The organism is Mycobacterium sp. IDUB_36 (assembly GCF_055419225.1).
Genome location: NZ_JBVAXH010000001.1, coordinates 63,055 through 78,290, shown reverse-complemented (window position 1 = coordinate 78,290; position 15,236 = coordinate 63,055). Strand labels below are relative to the sequence as shown.

Below are 15,236 nucleotides of genomic sequence, written 5' to 3'. Positions count from 1 at the left end.
TCCTTATTAAGTTATTTATTGAATTGTGCCCGCCACCAGGGCGGGATTAGGAAAGTTGTGCGCGTCTAGCGCTGGTTATAGAGATTCCATCTGGAAAACCATCCAACCAAAATCGTGCCCCGTGATCGGGTGCGATTGATCCCACGACGCATTACCAATCACCCGGTACTGGTCGCCGTTACGTCGCGTTACCCGGTCCCGGTTCTTAAGGTCCGTTCCACGCGGGACGAATAGCTGGCCGGTGAAGTTGTTAGCCTCGCCCTTAATCCCGCCACTGTCTGAGTAGCGGTTAGTTCCGGTGCCCTGGCCCGACGCGAAAACGCCCTGAATGGTGCCGTGGACTGGCCGGTTGACGTTGCCCATCTTGTCGGCAGCGCCCCGGTACACGGTTAGGGTCTCGGTAATCACTTACTGCCCGCCCCCTTAAGCAGAGCCAGCAGGTTAAGCCCGGCCTCCGCGCCGCCCCGGTCTCCCTGGCCCGCGTCGCCAGATGGCTTACGCGCCTTTAGGTATGGCTTAGCGCTAACTAAGGCGTCGATAGCGGCGCTTAGCTTGTCGGGGTCGTCCAAGTGCTCGGCGTCGAACGCCAGAGCTTCCGGGTCAACCAGAGCGCCGGTTGCCGTTACCAGTGCCGCGTGCAGGCGTCGAGCTAGTGCGTCGGCGCGGTCGTCGGCTGTCTTGGCGCGGTCGCGGTATCCCGCTGATTCCTTGCGTAGCGACTCGACGTATTCGCGCGGAAAGGTGTCGGGGTCGTCTACGGAATCGTCCGCATTGCCGCCTGGCTGCGCGCCTGGCGCATTTCCTTCGGTTTCCGCAGCATCGGTATCAGTCTGCTCTGTTTCGTTGGTTTCCGCGCCGTCGGGGCGCGTATTCTCGTCACTCATTTAATTCTCCAAAGTTTTATGCAGCGGGATAGGCTTCTTGGGTCTGCTTGCCGTAGAAAATTCCGGTCGCCGTTTCGTTTTGTTCCTCGCTAATACGGCTTGCCGACTCGCGGGCAATCTCGTCCTCCGAATAGCCCAAACGGCGAAGCGCCCCGGACTTAGACAAAATCCCGGCCTGAACCAGCTTGGTAACCGCGTCGGCCTCTGCGGCGACGGACGTACTCGACGGGTCGCGCCACTGGACTTTCACCAGAGGCACCGAATCAACGTCGGTGCCCTGCCGGATCGCGGCCATAAGGCGGGCGACCTGCTCCCAGCTACGCCCGAACACGGCTTGCCGCTGCTCGGCCCTGGCCGTCAACGCCGACTCACTGGCCCGAATCGCCTCGCTACTCGACGGGTTCTCCGTTGTGATGCCGACCATATGGGCCGGCAACGTTGATACAGCCATGATCTGCTGTAGCCAGATGCGTACTGCCGCTTCATATCCCGCGAGATTGGCACCCTCAAGCTGCCCGAATTTCGCCTGCTCACTCTCCGCGATCATGGCCCGGTCACCCTCTGGAATCGGGTTAACCGCCTCCATGACCGGGTTGCCGTCGCCGTCGAGAACCGGTTGCCCGTTCGCGTCGAGCTTCGGTTTCTCGACAAGCTCAATGCCCGTCGCCCACCTACGCGGGCGGGCCGTGTATTCCTGCGCGACGGCAAGCCCCATAAGGGTTGCGTTAAGCCCGTCCACCAGCGGAATAAGGTCGTCAATCTCGGAATGGCCGTGCCCAAGGATGCGGATTGAATTGCGGAATCCCACGACGGGAACCGCGCCCAAGTTGTGCTCGGTCACCCCGACTAACTGGAACGCCGACGTTGCCGCCCCGGTCGTATTCGCCCGCCAATGCTCTAGGCGGTCAGGCAGATACACAATTGCTTCGGTCGTGGCCTTAGTCGTCCAGCGCTTTACGGCGCTGGTGATTTCCCGCGTGGCCGGATCGCGGATGGCGGCGACCTGCTGCGGTGACTCGACAGTGACCAGCGGCGACCCGTCCGGATTCGCCCAAACGATCACGTAGGCATCGCCAAAGGCAAGCGCTTCCCGGTGCAGTACCGCGCCGGTCTGGTCTAGGTCGTTGGCTAGCCAGTCGGCCCAGAGGTCGCGGCCCTGGAATCCCGTCACTTTCAGTCGCTCGGCAAGCGACGTGACCGCTAGGCCGGGAATGTTCGACACGATTCGATGCAGCGACGGCAGCGCAATCTTTGCGTCTGGTGACAGGTAAGCCAGCTTTTGCCGCCCCGACGCATACAGCTCTAGTTCTCGGTATCGGTGTTGCGGCGCGTCGAGCGTCTGCAACAGGTCAACCAGCAGGGTTGAAGTCATTATTAAGTTGTCTTTCTACGACGCGAACGAATAGACCCGTCGTGGTTTCTGTTGTGCCGCAAGCCAAGTGGCCCGGCTATGTGCCATCACCATGCACGCGGCAAGGTCAATCTTGGGCGCTGTGCGCGACCGGCTAACCTTGCTTAGCCTTAGTCCTTTGTCGTTTTCGACCAGCGTTGCCGCTAAGACATGCCGCCTGAGTAGGTCGCTGCCGTCGTGACTCATGCGCCCGTTTTGGGCGGCGCTGTAAAGGTCCGTCGTCGCCCGCGTCATTCTTGGCGGCGAATGCGGAAACTCGTAAACGGTGATCCGCTCGGCGTCGAGCACCTGCAAGCTGTGGGTAAGCCGGAACGGATCGGCCACCACTTCGCGGACCCGGTAGCGCTTGCACGCCTCTCGAATCGCGTCCTCGACCTCGACCAGCGGCACCCGGTACTCATCGCTGCCGTCCGACTGCCATACCCGCAAGGGCTGGAAGTGCGGCGACTCCGCGACCGTACCTAGCAGGATCGCCGTGGTGTCAGCGAACGCGCCGCCAAACGAACCGTCTAGCGACACAACAATTTCCGCGCCATCGGGTATCGGCTGCTTAGTGCTTAGCTTGTCCCATACGTCGGCGGTAACGAACGCGCTTTCAACTGGCCCAACGAACTGGCAGAGCCTCGCCCGGCGAAAGTGCGCCTCCGTCGATGCGGGCGGCAGCAGTGCCTTTAGCGCGTCCCGGTGCAGGAAGTCATCTAATGCCGGATTCGCCAGCGCCCAACAGTGCTCGCAGTTAGGCGAGTGACTCTCGAAACCCGCCGCGCTGTGCTCTCGGTAGACCTGGCTTTTGTCGTCGGGAAAGTCCCGCGCATAAGCCTTCAGCCGGACAAGCACGTTGTCCTCAGTCGGGCCGGGCGTGCCAATGCCGATACAAGTCGAGCGCGACCGCTTGCCCTGGGCGAGTGCGATTACCTCCCACGTCTCGACTGCGACCCGGCCTATCTCGTCAACGATGGCTAGGTCATAGTCCAGACCCTCAAGAGAGGCGGGGGAGGCCGGTAGGCACTGAAACGATGCGCCCCGATCCGGAATCTCCATCCGGTCTTTAAAGATCAACACCCGTTGCTCTAGCTCCGGGTGAAGCTCCACCATTCGCTTAGCCGCGCCGAACACAATGCCCGCCTGGCGCTCGTCAACCGCCGCGACAATTACCGACGTGCCCTCACCACCAGTGAGAAACACGAACAGCGCCAGCGCCGCGACAAGCGTGGACTTGCCCTGCCCACGCGGCAAGCACCAGCCCGCAATACGCGGCTGAACCTCCGCGTCAAGCACCGAACCGGCAAGCTCAACCTGCCAGTCCCTTAACCGCATCGGGATTACCTCGCGGCTGCCGTCCTTACGGACCCTCAAATAGCGCTCGGAGAACAACCGGAATGCCGCCGACCCGGTAACCCTTGGACGGAACGGCAAAGGGGAGTCGTCCAGCTCGGACTTAAGCCGCGCCATCGCACCCCCGTATTCAGTTATTGAGCGGTCGGAATGCACGCCCGACCTGCGGTTATGGAAATAAGTGTCAGTGCCGCTATCAGCGGTTATGGGTTGCGACCTGCGGCGATGGGTGCGCTCCCAGCGGCGCTCTGCGCTGGCAGATCGAGGGGAGGCGCGCAACGCAAGGGGCGGGTGGCCTGGTGCCCTAGCGTGGAGGAATGGCGGCTAACAGCGAACTATGGGGCACATTGACCGGCCTCAAGGTGACATATGTGCAGCGGTGGTGCTCAGCCTGGGCTGATCTGCTCGCTGCCGACATGGCGCTTAGCTATCGCGGCGATCTTGACGATACGAAAGCGGCCAACATGTTCGGTCGTCGTGCGCTATGGGAATCTGCCGTGGTCTCTTACGGGCGCTGTGCAGTCAGCAACCAAAAGCGCAATATCCCTTTCGAGGACTTCGTGGAGGAGGTGGCCGGCACCGAAGGTTTGGCCCTCCATCAGCGCATTATGGATTGGCGTCACGGCCACGTTGCGCATCGAAAGCGCGCCGAGTTCGAGTCGATTGAGACGGTGCTTGCGTATGCGCTTCAACCGGCGCACCCGACAGCGCTTCGGGTTGTGCTTGGAATCGACCTCGGTCCGGAGAACGATGCTGAGCTGGTGGTTGCGTTCCAAGCCCACATAAAAGCTTTGCGTGACGCCATGTACGAAAGGCGCATAGCTCCGTTAGGTCTAGAGATTGTCGACGACTACAACGCTGGACTTGTCGCACGTCCGACGCAGCTCCGCTCTGCCGAAGACAAGTCCAGCGCGGCGCGCTACGAAATTACACACACGCTGGCAGAGCTTGCGCCTGGCGCGCCTTTCGCGCCGTAATAGCGCTTAGCACCTGATCGCGCTCGGCTGGCGTGTACTTATCGCCGCGTGCCGCATTGCATGAACGGCAAGCGCTCCGCAGGTTCAGCGGTTCGCGCGCCAGCTCCGGGAACTGTGAGACGGGTAGAACATGGTCCGCCGTGCCTGCCTCGCCAGTGCAGCCTGGTAGCCGTAGCTCACAGAACGGCACACGCTTACGTTGTGCCTGACTTAGCTTTCGCCACTGCCAGTCCGTTTGCGTTCGCCCCTTTGTGCCTCGCTGGTAGCTGCGATTCGGCAGCTTGCAGTCGCGGCAACGGCTGCCCTTGTCGATTGGCGTTCCGCAAGCGATGCACGGTCGCTTCACCAGTCGCGCGGCGGGCGACCGTTCACGTAGTCCGCGTGGCTCACCAGCATCTTGCCGACCAGCTCGGCGTCCGAGATTGGCAGCGCCAGCGTCGTCCGGGTGCCGTCGTGCGTGACGTGTAGCCCGACGTGGGTAGCTGCCCGTCCGTCCGCGTTCAGTGAGAACTCGTAAAGCTCGGGGGTAAGGGTCTGTTCGTTCATTGGTTTGTGTCCTGTTCTATGAGGTCAATTAGTTGGTTGGTGATCGCTATAGCGTCGAGTTTCCCCATGACGATTGCGCTTTTGCGCCCGTCCGCGCCTATGCGTATCAGTGTGTAGAGTCGCCCGCTTTTGCGGATCGCGTAGGGTTCGCCCGTCGTGGCCGGAATGGTTACTCTCATCGGCCCCATTTGGCCGGTGTCACGGCACGCGGCTTAGCTTTGGTTAACGACCGGCTTAGGTCCGTTAACAGAATCCGCGCCTCGTCGTCGGATAGCTGGACTGTCATCCGGTAGCCCAAGTGCAGCCGGTAACCGCCCTGTGTGTCGTGTTCGATTCGGATTGGCATTTTCCCCCTGTGTGGCTCTCTAAGTCATTAGTTCTTGTTTGTCCGGTATCGCCTATCCGGCGACGGAATAAACCTGTGTTAGCGTGGCGTTCAGCGCCACTTAGACCATTCGGTAGCGTTTACGCGGAGGTTCGCCAGTCGCTAGAATCTCGTCCGCGCGCTCACGAATCGCCAACCATTCATCTTTAGACAAGAGAATGGCGTGCCCGCTCTGGCTTATGACGATGCCCGGTCTACCGTCCTGGCGCTCTTTCACGTTGATATGCGCCCGTCGCTTGCCTGTAGAGGTTCTGATCCTGTCGCCGTTCATGCTGTGCGCTCTCTCCGTGCCCGCTCTATGCCGTCCTCTATGACTGCTTCGCCTGGATGAATTGCCCACGGATCAGACTCCGAAGAAACACCCGAAGAAGAAACCGAAGTAATACCCGAAGCGGTAGACAGTGTTGTCACCCCAACTGGACACTGCTGTCTACCCAACTGGACAGTGCTGTCACCCCTAGCGGACACGGCTGTCACCCCTAGACCGTTTGGGTGGACAGTGTTGTCACCCCAAGGGTCGGGCATGGTGAGCCGGTATCGCGCCGTGTGTTTGTTGTCCGCTGCCCGAATCTCGGTCCAGAGTCCGTGCCGGGCCGCGTTCTCGCGTGCCCTAGTCACTGTCCGGGTGGACACCTTCAATTTGTCGGCAACCGCTTGGTTATCCCGCCATGCGTCGTCGCCGCCCTGGTCTGCCGTCGAGCCAATATCTTGGATGGCTAGACGCTGATCCGCTGGTATGTCAGTGCATCCGCGGACCGCGTCCATCCATTGCAGTTTGCTAAATCCGGTCATCTAGTTGTGCCTATCTGCGCGAATGCGCTTCCCTATCAACCCCCTTGGCGGGGTTCCCTTGCTCCCCGGCACGCTTGCCGGCCTTTTGCTGTGTCTTCTACTCGCCTCGCCACTTAGGGGAGGTCGCCGGGCTGGCTGATCCGCGCCGCGAGGGCGGCTGGCGCATAAGCCAGTCACAGTCCAGCGGGTTCGGCAGCTCATGCCAGTAGAGGTTTTGCGCACTGTCGTCCAATACGCACCCGTTGCGGCGCTTCACATCGAACAGCCACGCCAGCCCGCCTCGCCGGTTTTGAGTGAGCACCTGGCCAGGCTTGTCGAGATACGCCGCCGCGACTAGGTAGCGGGCCGGAATGTAGAACGAATCGCCTTCGAATGAGATGGGCACAACGAAACCCTCTGTCGGGTCTACCGCGCCGGTTAAGCCCCATCCTTCGGAATGCCTAACGGTTCCGTCCGGGTGCGCCTCGAAACCCCATAAGCCGGGAACGACGCGCCAATCGAATGCCGCTTCTATCTCTAATTTTAGCTTATCGGTTACCTGCGGAAACGCGGTCATTCACGCATTCCCGCCGCGTAAATTCACCGCTTCCCGATCGGCCATCCAGCGCCGTAAATCAACGACCGGATAGACCACGCGGCCATTGCGCTTAAACGATAGCGGCCCGGTGCCCTTGCTCCGCATGTTCGCTAAGGTCTTAGCGCCTAAGCCGGTGAATAGTGCCGCGCTGGTAGTGTCAAGTTCTAGTGCCATTAATCTCCATCCATTTGTGCCTACAGATTCATTCTAGGAATCAGCAAAGTTCCCTAGAACTAATCGTAGTAAATGGCCGTTAGAGCTTTAGGCGGCGAACTTAGACGCGAACCATTCCTCAATGTCAACGCGCTTCCAGACGCGCCGACGCCCAATTTTCGCGGAAGCCGGAAGCTGGCCTAGCCGCTCCCAATAACGAATGGTGTCCACGCTCCGACCGCTATAGGTTGCTATACCGGCGGCGTCGATGAATGGTGATTGCTCGGACATACTCAGAACTTTCATGGTCGGCAGCGCAAGTAACCCCTGCCGGTTCGGGTTCCGCGCGGATCGCGCGACGTGGCAGCGGGTCGTATGTCCAGAACGCTCTATGCCGCCACTGGTGGTTCACAGTACCGAACGGGTGTTCGATAGCAAGGGGGTCAGGGCTGGCGTGTCGCGGCTACTTCGGGGCGGTCGCTTTGTCCATTGCAGCGGCCAGCTTGTCCCAATCGCCGTCGAGCATGTGCGCGTAGGTGTTCGCCGTAGTGGTGACGTTCCGGTGCCTCAACAGCTTGGACGCAATGAGAACGCTGCCCGTCTCGCTAATAGCGAGTGATCCGGCAGTGTGCCGCAGGGTGTGCGGCGTGACGCCCTCAATTCCTAGCTTGGACACGGCGCGGTCGAACCGCACCCGGAACCATCCGACTGTCATAGCGCCGCCGTCCGGGCCGGGAAACACGTACTCGGACGGATCGCGGCCAGCGACCACGCACGCCAGCTCGTCGGCCAGCTCAGTAGTCAGAATCGGAACCGGCAGCTTTTGGTGAGTCTTAGTGCCGCCCTCTACACGGCCCTGCTTACGGACACCCGTAATCGACTTGCCGACCATGATTCGGCGTTTCTCGGTGTCCACGTCGCCCACCCGAAGCGCGGCGCATTCGCCGTACCGCAAGCCCGCATAGGCAAGCAGGCGAACCATCGTCGCCAGCGCCTCCGGCGAGGTCCGGGCCGGTGCCGTATCGGCGCGGCGTCTAACCGCCGCCTCCGCGTTACCTATCTCGTCGGCAAGCTGGCGCACCTGCTCATGTGTCAGGGCTAAGTCTTTGCTCTGCGGCTTGCTCGGTAGCTCAACGTCGAGCGCCGGGTTAACCGCTAGGTACTTCGCGCGAACCGCGTAAGCAAGCACTTGATTAACCACTTGGTGTGTCTGAATCACGCGGGCAGGGGAGAGGCCGGCAAGTGGATTCTTAGCCGATTTCCTTTGCCTTGCTTCGGGATTAGTGGCTAGCCACGTGAACCACGTCTGTATCCGTTCGTGCGTAATGTCCCGTAACGGTTCGTCGCGCCACTTCGGCAGGATCACCACGTCGAGCAACCCCCGGTAATCCCCGACAGTCTTAGGCTCCCGCTTAGCTTTGGTGGCTATCCACGCCTCCGCAACGACGCCGAACGTGACTGCCGACCGTTGTGGGTCCGCGTAGGTGCCGGTGTTGAGCTGAATTGCGATCCCGTCTGCGCGCCTCTGAGCGTCGGCCTTGTTGTCGAACGCCTGGCTCCGCTGCTCGCCGTCGAGGTCTACCCACGCGGCGCGCCAGCGCTTGCCCTGGCCGTGCCGGGTTGAACAGACCATCGTGCCGGGCTGCCGGAAGTGGGTTTTGTCCATGCACCAGAGCGGGCCGTCTGCCTCGTCTGCTGGGTAGTAGACCGTTTCGCCGCGTCGGGCGGGCCGGTGCCAGAGGTCGATAACGCCATGTCGGGGTGCTCGTTTAGCTGCGGGCATGACCGCATCCTAGCCCTGTCCTGCTTACTATCTGCTTACTGGCGAGGATTTCGGTTCGTGTCGCCCTGTCGATATGCGGCTTTGATCTGGTCTTATGTGGTGCCCTCGGTGAGATTCGAACTCACACTGGACGGGTTTTGAATCCGTTTCCTCTGCCAGTTGGGATACGAGGGCCTGGCAACTTCGGCCTCCCACCATAGAGGATCGGGCGGTGCGAGCCGACTCACAGCCCCGCGGTCGAGGATTCCCGCGGTTCACGAGAGAATGGTCACCATGACCGACGACGCCGCCGCCAGCTCGCACCGGGTCCTCATCGCCGAAGACGAGGCCCTGATCCGGCTCGACCTGGCCGAAATGCTGCGCGAAGAGGGGTACGAGATCGTCGGCGAGGCCGGTGACGGGCAGGAGGCCGTCGAGCTGGCCGAGCAGCTCAAGCCCGATCTGGTGATCATGGACGTCAAGATGCCGCGACGCGACGGCATCGATGCGGCATCGGAGATCGCCGCCAAGCGCATCGCGCCGATCGTCATCTTGACCGCGTTCAGCCAGCGCGATCTCGTCGAGCGGGCGCGCGACGCCGGGGCGATGGCGTATCTGGTGAAGCCGTTCACCATCTCCGACTTGATCCCAGCCATCGAGGTGGCGCTCAGCCGGTTCAGCGAAATCCGGGCGCTGGAGCTCGAAGTCGAAACGCTGGCCGACCGTCTGGAGACCCGCAAGGTCGTCGAGCGGGCCAAAGGCCTGCTGCAGGCCAACCAGGGGATGACCGAGCCCGAGGCGTTCAAGTGGATCCAGCGCGCGGCGATGGACCGGCGCACCACGATGAAGCATGTCGCGGAGGTGGTCCTGGAGACCCTCGACACGTCCAAGGACGCTTCGAGCTGACCTCGATCGCCGACTGTGCACGTTGTGCGGGCGAAATCGCCGAAAACGCCGCTGTTTGCTGCACAGTCGACGGTGTTTCCGGCGACTCGAACAACCTAGCGCGCGACGATCACCGACGAGCCGTGGCCAAAGAGTCCCTGATTCGCGGTCACGCCGACCGTCGCACCCTCGACCTGCCGGCCAGTGGCCTGACCACGCAGCTGCCAGGTCAGTTCGCAGACCTGTGCGATCGCCTGAGCGGGAATGGCCTCACCGAAGCAGGCCAGCCCGCCTGACGGGTTGACCGGAACCCTGCCGCCGAGCGCGGTGGCACCGCTGCGCAGGAGCGCCTCGGCGTCACCCTTCGGGCACAACCCGAGATGCTCGTACCAGTCCAGTTCGAGAGCGGTGGACAAGTCGTAGACCTCGGCCAGGCTCACGTCCTCGGGTCCGATGCCGGCTTCGGCGTAGGCGGCATCCAGGATCTGATCCTTGAACACCCGCTCCGGGGCCGGCACCACCGCGGTGGAATCGGTTGCGATGTCCGGTAATTCGGGTAGGTGTTGCGGATATTGCGGCGTCACCGTGCTCACCGCCCGCACCGACGGCACACCGTCCAGGGAGCCGAGATGCTTGCGGGCGAAGTCCGCGCTGGCCACGATCAGCGCGGCCGCGCCGTCGGACGTGGCGCAGATGTCGAGCTGCCGTAGCGGGTCGCTGACCACCGGGCTGGCCAGTACGTCCTCGATCGAGGATTCCTTGCGGTAGCGGGCATTCGGGTTCTGCAGACCGTGCTGGGAGTTCTTCACCTTCACCTGCGCGAAATCCTCGGAGGTCGCCCCGTAGAGGTCCATTCGGCGGCGGGCCAGCAGCGCGAAGTAGACCGGGTTCATGGCGCCGATCAGATGGAAGCGCTGCCAGTCCGGATCGTTCTTGCGCTCACCACCGACCGGTGCGAACGCCCCCTTGGGGGTGGTGTCGGCGCCGATGACGAGTGCCACGTCGCAGAATCCGGCCAGGATGTGGGCGCGGGCGCTCTGCAGTGCCTGCGATCCGCTGGCACAGGCGGCGTAGCTGGAGCTGACCGGCACGCCATTCCAACCGAGCTTCTGGGCGAACGTCGACCCGGCGATGAAGCCCGGATAGCCGTTGCGGATGGTGTCGGCACCGGCGACCAGCTGAATCTGTCGCCAGTCCAGCCCGGCCTCGGCCAGCGCCACCCGCGCGGCGACGACGCCGTATTCGGTGAAGTCACGCCCCCATTTGCCCCACGGGTGCATGCCCGCGCCGAGGATGTACAGCGGATCGGGGCTCATCAGTGCCGCTCCTTCTCATCGCTGCGCTCTGCATCGTCGCCGGCGGGGCTCATGACGCCACCTTCCACGCGTGCACGATGCGCTCGATCCCGTCGCTGTCGGTGAACAACGTCATCGTCGCCAGCTCCATCTCCATGCCGACCTTCAGATCGGCGGCCAGCGTGCCCTCGACCACCTTGCCCAGCACGATGATTCCCTCATCGGCGAGCTCGACCGCGGCGATCGCGAACGGCTCGAACGGGTCCGGGGCCGGGTAGGGCTTGGGCGGCGGATAACGGTTCTCGGTGTAGCTCCACAACTTCCCGCGGCGCGACAGCGCGACCGGCTCGAGCGTGTCGCTGTCACACGCCGGGTTCGGGCAGTTGTTCTCCCGCGGCGGGAACACGTAGGTGCCGCACTCAGGGCACTTACCGCCGATCAGTTGGGGATGGTCGGCGACCTCGGTGGCGAACCACCCGTCGATCGCCGGTTCTGGGCTGGTGACCTCTGGCACCGGCTCAGACTACCCAGCGCGGGCACGAAACTGAAACGTGTTGCAGTTTGGCGGGACGGGCGATGAGTTCGCGCCCTCGCCGCGGTCACACTGAGGAACGTCAAGACGAGCGAAGGGGGTAGGTCATGGTGATCGTCGCGGGTCATCTCGTCGTGGACCCATCAGAGCGAGACGACTACCTCGCCGGATGCGCGACGGTGGTGCAGCTGGCCCGCCGGGCACCCGGCTGCCTGGACTTCGCGATCAGCGCCGACCTGCTCGAACCGGACCGGATCAACATCGTCGAACGCTGGGACTCGCGTGCCGCCGTCGACGAATTTCGCGGCAGCGGGCCCACCGAGGAGCAGCAGGGTTCGATCATCTCCGCGTCGGTCTGCGAATACGACGTCGCCGCCGAGCGGCGGCTGACCTGATGTCGTGAGGTGTCTCTAGAGTTGGGTCCGTGAGCCCAGCCAGGACCGCGAGCAAGAAGACCGACAGCGGCGCGGCCGCCGAGGGCAAGCCGACGTTGATGCTGCTGGACGGCAATTCGCTGGCCTACCGGGCGTTTTACGCACTGCCGGCGGAGAACTTCAAGACGCAGGGCGGGCTGACCACCAACGCCGTCTACGGGTTCACCGCGATGCTGATCAACCTGCTGCGCGACGAGGCGCCGACCCACATCGCGGCGGCGTTCGACGTCTCGCGGCAGACCTTCCGCTCGGAGCGCTTCCCGGAGTACAAGGCGAACCGGTCGAGCACGCCGGACGAGTTCCGCGGGCAGATCGACATCACCAAGGAAGTGCTTGCCGCACTGGGGATCACGGTTCTGGCCGAACCCGGCTTCGAAGCCGACGACCTGATCGCCACGCTGACCACGCAAGCCGAGAACGAGGGCTACCGGGTACTGGTCGTCACCGGTGACCGCGATTCACTCCAGCTGGTCACCGACGACGTCACCGTGCTCTACCCGCGCAAGGGTGTCAGCGAGCTGACCCGTTTCACGCCGGAGGCGGTGGTGGAGAAGTACGGCCTGACGCCCACGCAGTATCCCGACTTCGCCGCGCTGCGCGGCGACCCGAGCGACAATCTGCCCGGCATCCCGGGTGTCGGCGAGAAGACCGCCTCGAAGTGGATCAGCGAATACGGATCGCTGCAGGCGCTGGTCGACGACGTCGACTCGGTGCGCGGCAAGGTCGGCGACGCGTTACGCGCGAATCTGTCCAGCGTCGTACTCAACCGCGAGTTGACCGATTTGGTGCGTGATGTCCCGCTGGCGCAGACACCGGACACCCTGCGGATGCAGCCGTGGGACCGGGACCAGATCCATCAGCTGTTCGACAACCTCGAATTCCGGGTGCTGCGCGACCGGTTGTTCGACACGCTGGCCGCGGTCGAGCCCGAGGTCGACGAGGGCTTCGACATCCGCGGGGGAGCGCTGGAGCCCGGCACGGTGGCGCAGTGGCTGGCTGAGCACGCCTCCGACGGTCGCCGGGCCGGCCTGGCGGTGGTGGGCACCCATCTGCCGTACGGCGGCGACGCGACCGCGCTGGCGATCGCCGCGGCCGACGGGGACGGCGGGTTCATCGACACGACGACCCTGACACCCGAAGACGATTCGGCGCTGGCGGATTGGCTCGCCAACCCCGAGCAGCCGAAGGCGCTGCACGAAGCCAAGTTGGCGATCCACGATCTGACCGGCCGCGGGTGGACGCTGAACGGCGTCAGCTCGGACACCGCGCTGGCGGCCTACCTGGTCCGGCCTGGTCAGCGCAGCTTTACCCTCGACGATCTGTCGCTGCGCTACCTCCGTCGCGAGCTGCGCGCGGAAACATCGGAGCAGCAACAGCTTTCGCTGCTCGACGACAGCGATGGCGTCGACGAGCAGGCCGTGCAGACCGGGGTGTTGCGGGCCCGGGCGGTGGTCGATCTCGCCGACGCGTTGGACGCCGAACTCGAGCGCATCGACTCGACGTCGCTGCTGGCCGAGATGGAGCTGCCGGTGCAACGAGTGCTGGCGGCCATGGAGGCCATCGGCATCGCCGTCGACCTGGACCAATTGGGTTCGCTGCAAAGCCAATTCGGCGACCAGATCCGCGACGCGGCCGAGGCGGCCTACGCGGTGATCGGCAAACAGATTAACCTCGGCTCGCCGAAACAGTTGCAGGTGGTGCTGTTCGACGAACTGGAGATGCCGAAGACCAAGCGAACCAAGACCGGCTACACCACCGACGCGGACGCGCTGCAGACGCTGTTCGACAAGACCGGGCATCCCTTTCTGCAGCATCTGCTCACCCACCGCGACGTCACCCGGCTCAAGGTGACGGTCGACGGACTGCTCAACGCCGTTGCCGGCGACGGTCGTATCCACACCACCTTCAACCAGACCATCGCGGCGACCGGCCGGCTTTCGTCCACCGAACCCAACCTGCAGAACATCCCGATCCGCACCGATGCCGGTCGCCAGATCCGCGACGCCTTCGTGGTGGGCGGCGGGCACGCCGAGCTGATGACCGCCGACTACAGCCAGATCGAAATGCGCATCATGGCGCACCTGTCCAAGGACGAAGGCCTGATCGAGGCGTTCAACACCGGCGAGGATCTGCATTCGTTCGTCGCGTCGCGGGCGTTCGGTGTGCCCATCGACGAGGTCACCGCCGAGCTGCGGCGCCGGGTCAAGGCAATGTCCTACGGTCTGGCCTACGGACTGAGCGCCTACGGATTGTCGGCCCAGCTCAAGATCTCGACCGAAGAAGCCAAAGAGCAGATGGATCAGTACTTCGCCCGCTTCGGTGGTATCCGCGACTACCTGCACAACGTCGTCGAGCAGGCCCGCAAGGACGGCTACACCTCGACGGTCTTCGGCCGCCGCCGCTACCTGCCCGAATTGGACAGCAGCAACCGCAATGTCCGCGAGGCCGCCGAGCGGGCGGCGCTCAACGCACCGATTCAGGGCAGCGCCGCGGACATCATCAAGGTGGCGATGATCGAGGTCGACAAGGCGCTCACCGAGGCCGGGCTGGCCTCGCGGATGTTGCTACAGGTCCACGACGAGCTGTTGTTCGAGGTCGCCGAAGGTGAACACGACCAGCTCGAGCGGCTGGTACGGGACAAGATGGGCGCCGCGTACCCGCTCGACGTGCCGATGGAGGTGTCGATGGGCTACGGGCGCAGCTGGGATGCCGCCGCCCATTAGCGCCCACCGCAGCCGCGACCGTGGCGGCTGCGCCTTCGCGCCGGTCCAGCAGACCGCCAGTCAGTCACATGACGTGTCGCAGGTGGTGGTTCCGTCACCGTCGTCGTCGCAGGTGGTGTGGCAGCCGGCGTGTGCGACACCAAGTCCTAGCGTAAATGTCATAGCCGTCGACGCAGCCAGCAATGCGATTGTCTTCTTCATGCTCTACCGTCCCGTGTTCCGCGGCGGTTTGTGCCGCGCGCTGATTAAGTTGCATAACCCCTGATCTTGCTGTGTTGGCCGAGTGTAGAGCTGTGACCCTGTCTATGCAGTGTCAATTCGCAGGTTCAGGTCGGACGTGGGCGACGGCGAACTCGGGAGGTATTGCTGCCGGTCTGTCAGCGCCGACCGCCAGGCACGAACGCACCGGAGTGTGCGTCCTCATTCGAATTGCGGTCGGCATTCGCGACGACGCTGGCCAAGGGGCGGCGATCCGGGGCCAGTTCGTGCCTGCGGCACGCGGTTTGGCCAGCGTGTACGTAGTCGAGTAACCTTTACGGGTACCC

At 63.4% G+C, this 15,236-nt stretch carries 14 protein-coding genes, 1 tRNA gene and 1 pseudogene; 4 read left to right on the top strand and 12 right to left on the bottom strand.

The window, feature by feature from the left end; genetic code table 11:
• Positions 1-75: 75 nt before the first annotated feature.
• The 4 genes from ACZYW1_RS00335 to ACZYW1_RS00320 are packed head-to-tail and all read right to left on the bottom strand — an operon-like array spanning position 76 to position 3,747.
• A complete protein-coding gene (locus tag ACZYW1_RS00335; protein ID WP_463782319.1) occupies positions 76-408 on the bottom strand; it encodes a hypothetical protein in 333 nt (110 codons plus the stop codon).
• Entirely contained in the window at positions 405-884 is a 480-nt protein-coding gene (locus tag ACZYW1_RS00330) for a hypothetical protein (protein ID WP_463782317.1), read from the bottom strand. The genes ACZYW1_RS00335 and ACZYW1_RS00330 overlap by 4 nt, the downstream gene beginning before the upstream one ends.
• 16 nt (positions 885-900) lie before the next feature.
• Positions 901-2,256: a phage portal protein gene (locus ACZYW1_RS00325; RefSeq protein WP_463782316.1), complete on the bottom strand. Its 1,356-nt coding sequence runs from the start codon at positions 2,254-2,256 to the stop codon at positions 901-903.
• 15 nt (positions 2,257-2,271) lie between these two features.
• A complete protein-coding gene (locus ACZYW1_RS00320; RefSeq protein WP_463782314.1) occupies positions 2,272-3,747 on the bottom strand; it encodes a terminase large subunit domain-containing protein in 1,476 nt (491 codons plus the stop codon).
• Between the two features lie 200 nt (positions 3,748-3,947).
• Between ACZYW1_RS00320 and ACZYW1_RS00315 the strand changes: the two genes are divergently transcribed.
• The gene (locus tag ACZYW1_RS00315; RefSeq protein WP_463782312.1) at positions 3,948-4,607 is read left to right on the top strand and encodes a hypothetical protein; all 660 of its coding nucleotides are present in this window, start codon (positions 3,948-3,950) and stop codon (positions 4,605-4,607) included.
• Here the strand turns inward: ACZYW1_RS00315 and ACZYW1_RS00310 are convergent.
• From ACZYW1_RS00310 to ACZYW1_RS00285, 6 genes are all read right to left on the bottom strand, one after another.
• The gene (locus tag ACZYW1_RS00310; protein ID WP_463782310.1) at positions 4,558-4,797 is read right to left on the bottom strand and encodes an HNH endonuclease; all 240 of its coding nucleotides are present in this window, start codon (positions 4,795-4,797) and stop codon (positions 4,558-4,560) included. The two genes, ACZYW1_RS00315 and ACZYW1_RS00310, sit on opposite strands and share 50 nt — an antisense overlap.
• 152 nt (positions 4,798-4,949) lie before the next feature.
• Positions 4,950-5,153: a hypothetical protein gene (locus ACZYW1_RS00305; RefSeq protein ID WP_463782308.1), complete on the bottom strand. Its 204-nt coding sequence runs from the start codon at positions 5,151-5,153 to the stop codon at positions 4,950-4,952.
• A gap of 1,274 nt (positions 5,154-6,427) precedes the next feature.
• Positions 6,428-6,886 (bottom strand): hypothetical protein, encoded by a 459-nt coding sequence (locus ACZYW1_RS00300; protein ID WP_463782307.1) that lies wholly within the window; start codon positions 6,884-6,886, stop codon positions 6,428-6,430.
• A gap of 282 nt (positions 6,887-7,168) precedes the next feature.
• Positions 7,169-7,351: a helix-turn-helix transcriptional regulator gene (locus tag ACZYW1_RS00295; RefSeq protein WP_463782306.1), complete on the bottom strand. Its 183-nt coding sequence runs from the start codon at positions 7,349-7,351 to the stop codon at positions 7,169-7,171.
• 172 nt (positions 7,352-7,523) lie between these two features.
• Positions 7,524-8,726: a tyrosine-type recombinase/integrase gene (locus ACZYW1_RS00290; RefSeq protein ID WP_463782304.1), complete on the bottom strand. Its 1,203-nt coding sequence runs from the start codon at positions 8,724-8,726 to the stop codon at positions 7,524-7,526.
• Positions 8,727-8,940: 214 nt separating this feature from the next.
• Positions 8,941-9,017 (bottom strand) — tRNA-Leu (locus ACZYW1_RS00285).
• Positions 9,018-9,107: 90 nt separating this feature from the next.
• Here ACZYW1_RS00285 and ACZYW1_RS00280 point away from each other — a divergent pair.
• Complete coding sequence (locus tag ACZYW1_RS00280) at positions 9,108-9,728, top strand: ANTAR domain-containing response regulator (protein WP_463782303.1); 621 nt, start codon at positions 9,108-9,110, stop codon at positions 9,726-9,728.
• A 95-nt stretch (positions 9,729-9,823) separates the two neighbouring features.
• On the opposite strand, the gene ACZYW1_RS00275 is transcribed toward ACZYW1_RS00280, so the two are convergent.
• A complete protein-coding gene (locus ACZYW1_RS00275) occupies positions 9,824-11,023 on the bottom strand; it encodes a lipid-transfer protein (RefSeq protein WP_463782302.1) in 1,200 nt (399 codons plus the stop codon).
• A pseudogene (locus tag ACZYW1_RS00270) lies at positions 11,023-11,516 on the bottom strand (Zn-ribbon domain-containing OB-fold protein). Before ACZYW1_RS00270 ends, ACZYW1_RS00275 begins: the two are co-directional and overlap by 1 nt.
• 125 nt (positions 11,517-11,641) lie before the next feature.
• Here ACZYW1_RS00270 and ACZYW1_RS00265 point away from each other — a divergent pair.
• The gene (locus tag ACZYW1_RS00265) at positions 11,642-11,929 is read left to right on the top strand and encodes a putative quinol monooxygenase (RefSeq protein ID WP_463782301.1); all 288 of its coding nucleotides are present in this window, start codon (positions 11,642-11,644) and stop codon (positions 11,927-11,929) included.
• 98 nt (positions 11,930-12,027) lie between these two features.
• Positions 12,028-14,691: a DNA polymerase I gene (gene polA / locus ACZYW1_RS00260; protein ID WP_463787611.1), complete on the top strand. Its 2,664-nt coding sequence runs from the start codon at positions 12,028-12,030 to the stop codon at positions 14,689-14,691.
• Positions 14,692-15,236: the final 545 nt, after the last annotated feature.

Bases quoted from the DNA above. Each gene is read 5' to 3' on its own strand.
- ACZYW1_RS00330 (WP_463782317.1), bottom strand. From the start codon at position 884: ATGAGTGACGAGAATACGCGCCCCGACGGCGCGGAAACCAACGAAACA.
- ACZYW1_RS00325 (WP_463782316.1), bottom strand. From the start codon at position 2,256: ATGACTTCAACCCTGCTGGTTGACCTGTTGCAGACGCTCGACGCGCCG.
- ACZYW1_RS00320 (WP_463782314.1), bottom strand. From the start codon at position 3,747: ATGGCGCGGCTTAAGTCCGAGCTGGACGACTCCCCTTTGCCGTTCCGT.
- ACZYW1_RS00315 (WP_463782312.1), top strand. From the start codon at position 3,948: ATGGCGGCTAACAGCGAACTATGGGGCACATTGACCGGCCTCAAGGTG.
- ACZYW1_RS00305 (WP_463782308.1), bottom strand. From the start codon at position 5,153: ATGAACGAACAGACCCTTACCCCCGAGCTTTACGAGTTCTCACTGAAC.
- ACZYW1_RS00300 (WP_463782307.1), bottom strand. From the start codon at position 6,886: ATGACCGCGTTTCCGCAGGTAACCGATAAGCTAAAATTAGAGATAGAA.
- ACZYW1_RS00295 (WP_463782306.1), bottom strand. From the start codon at position 7,351: ATGTCCGAGCAATCACCATTCATCGACGCCGCCGGTATAGCAACCTAT.
- ACZYW1_RS00290 (WP_463782304.1), bottom strand. From the start codon at position 8,726: ATGGACAAAACCCACTTCCGGCAGCCCGGCACGATGGTCTGTTCAACC.
- ACZYW1_RS00280 (WP_463782303.1), top strand. From the start codon at position 9,108: ATGGTCACCATGACCGACGACGCCGCCGCCAGCTCGCACCGGGTCCTC.
- ACZYW1_RS00275 (WP_463782302.1), bottom strand. From the start codon at position 11,023: ATGAGCCCCGATCCGCTGTACATCCTCGGCGCGGGCATGCACCCGTGG.
- ACZYW1_RS00265 (WP_463782301.1), top strand. From the start codon at position 11,642: ATGGTGATCGTCGCGGGTCATCTCGTCGTGGACCCATCAGAGCGAGAC.
- polA (WP_463787611.1), top strand. From the start codon at position 12,028: ATGCTGCTGGACGGCAATTCGCTGGCCTACCGGGCGTTTTACGCACTG.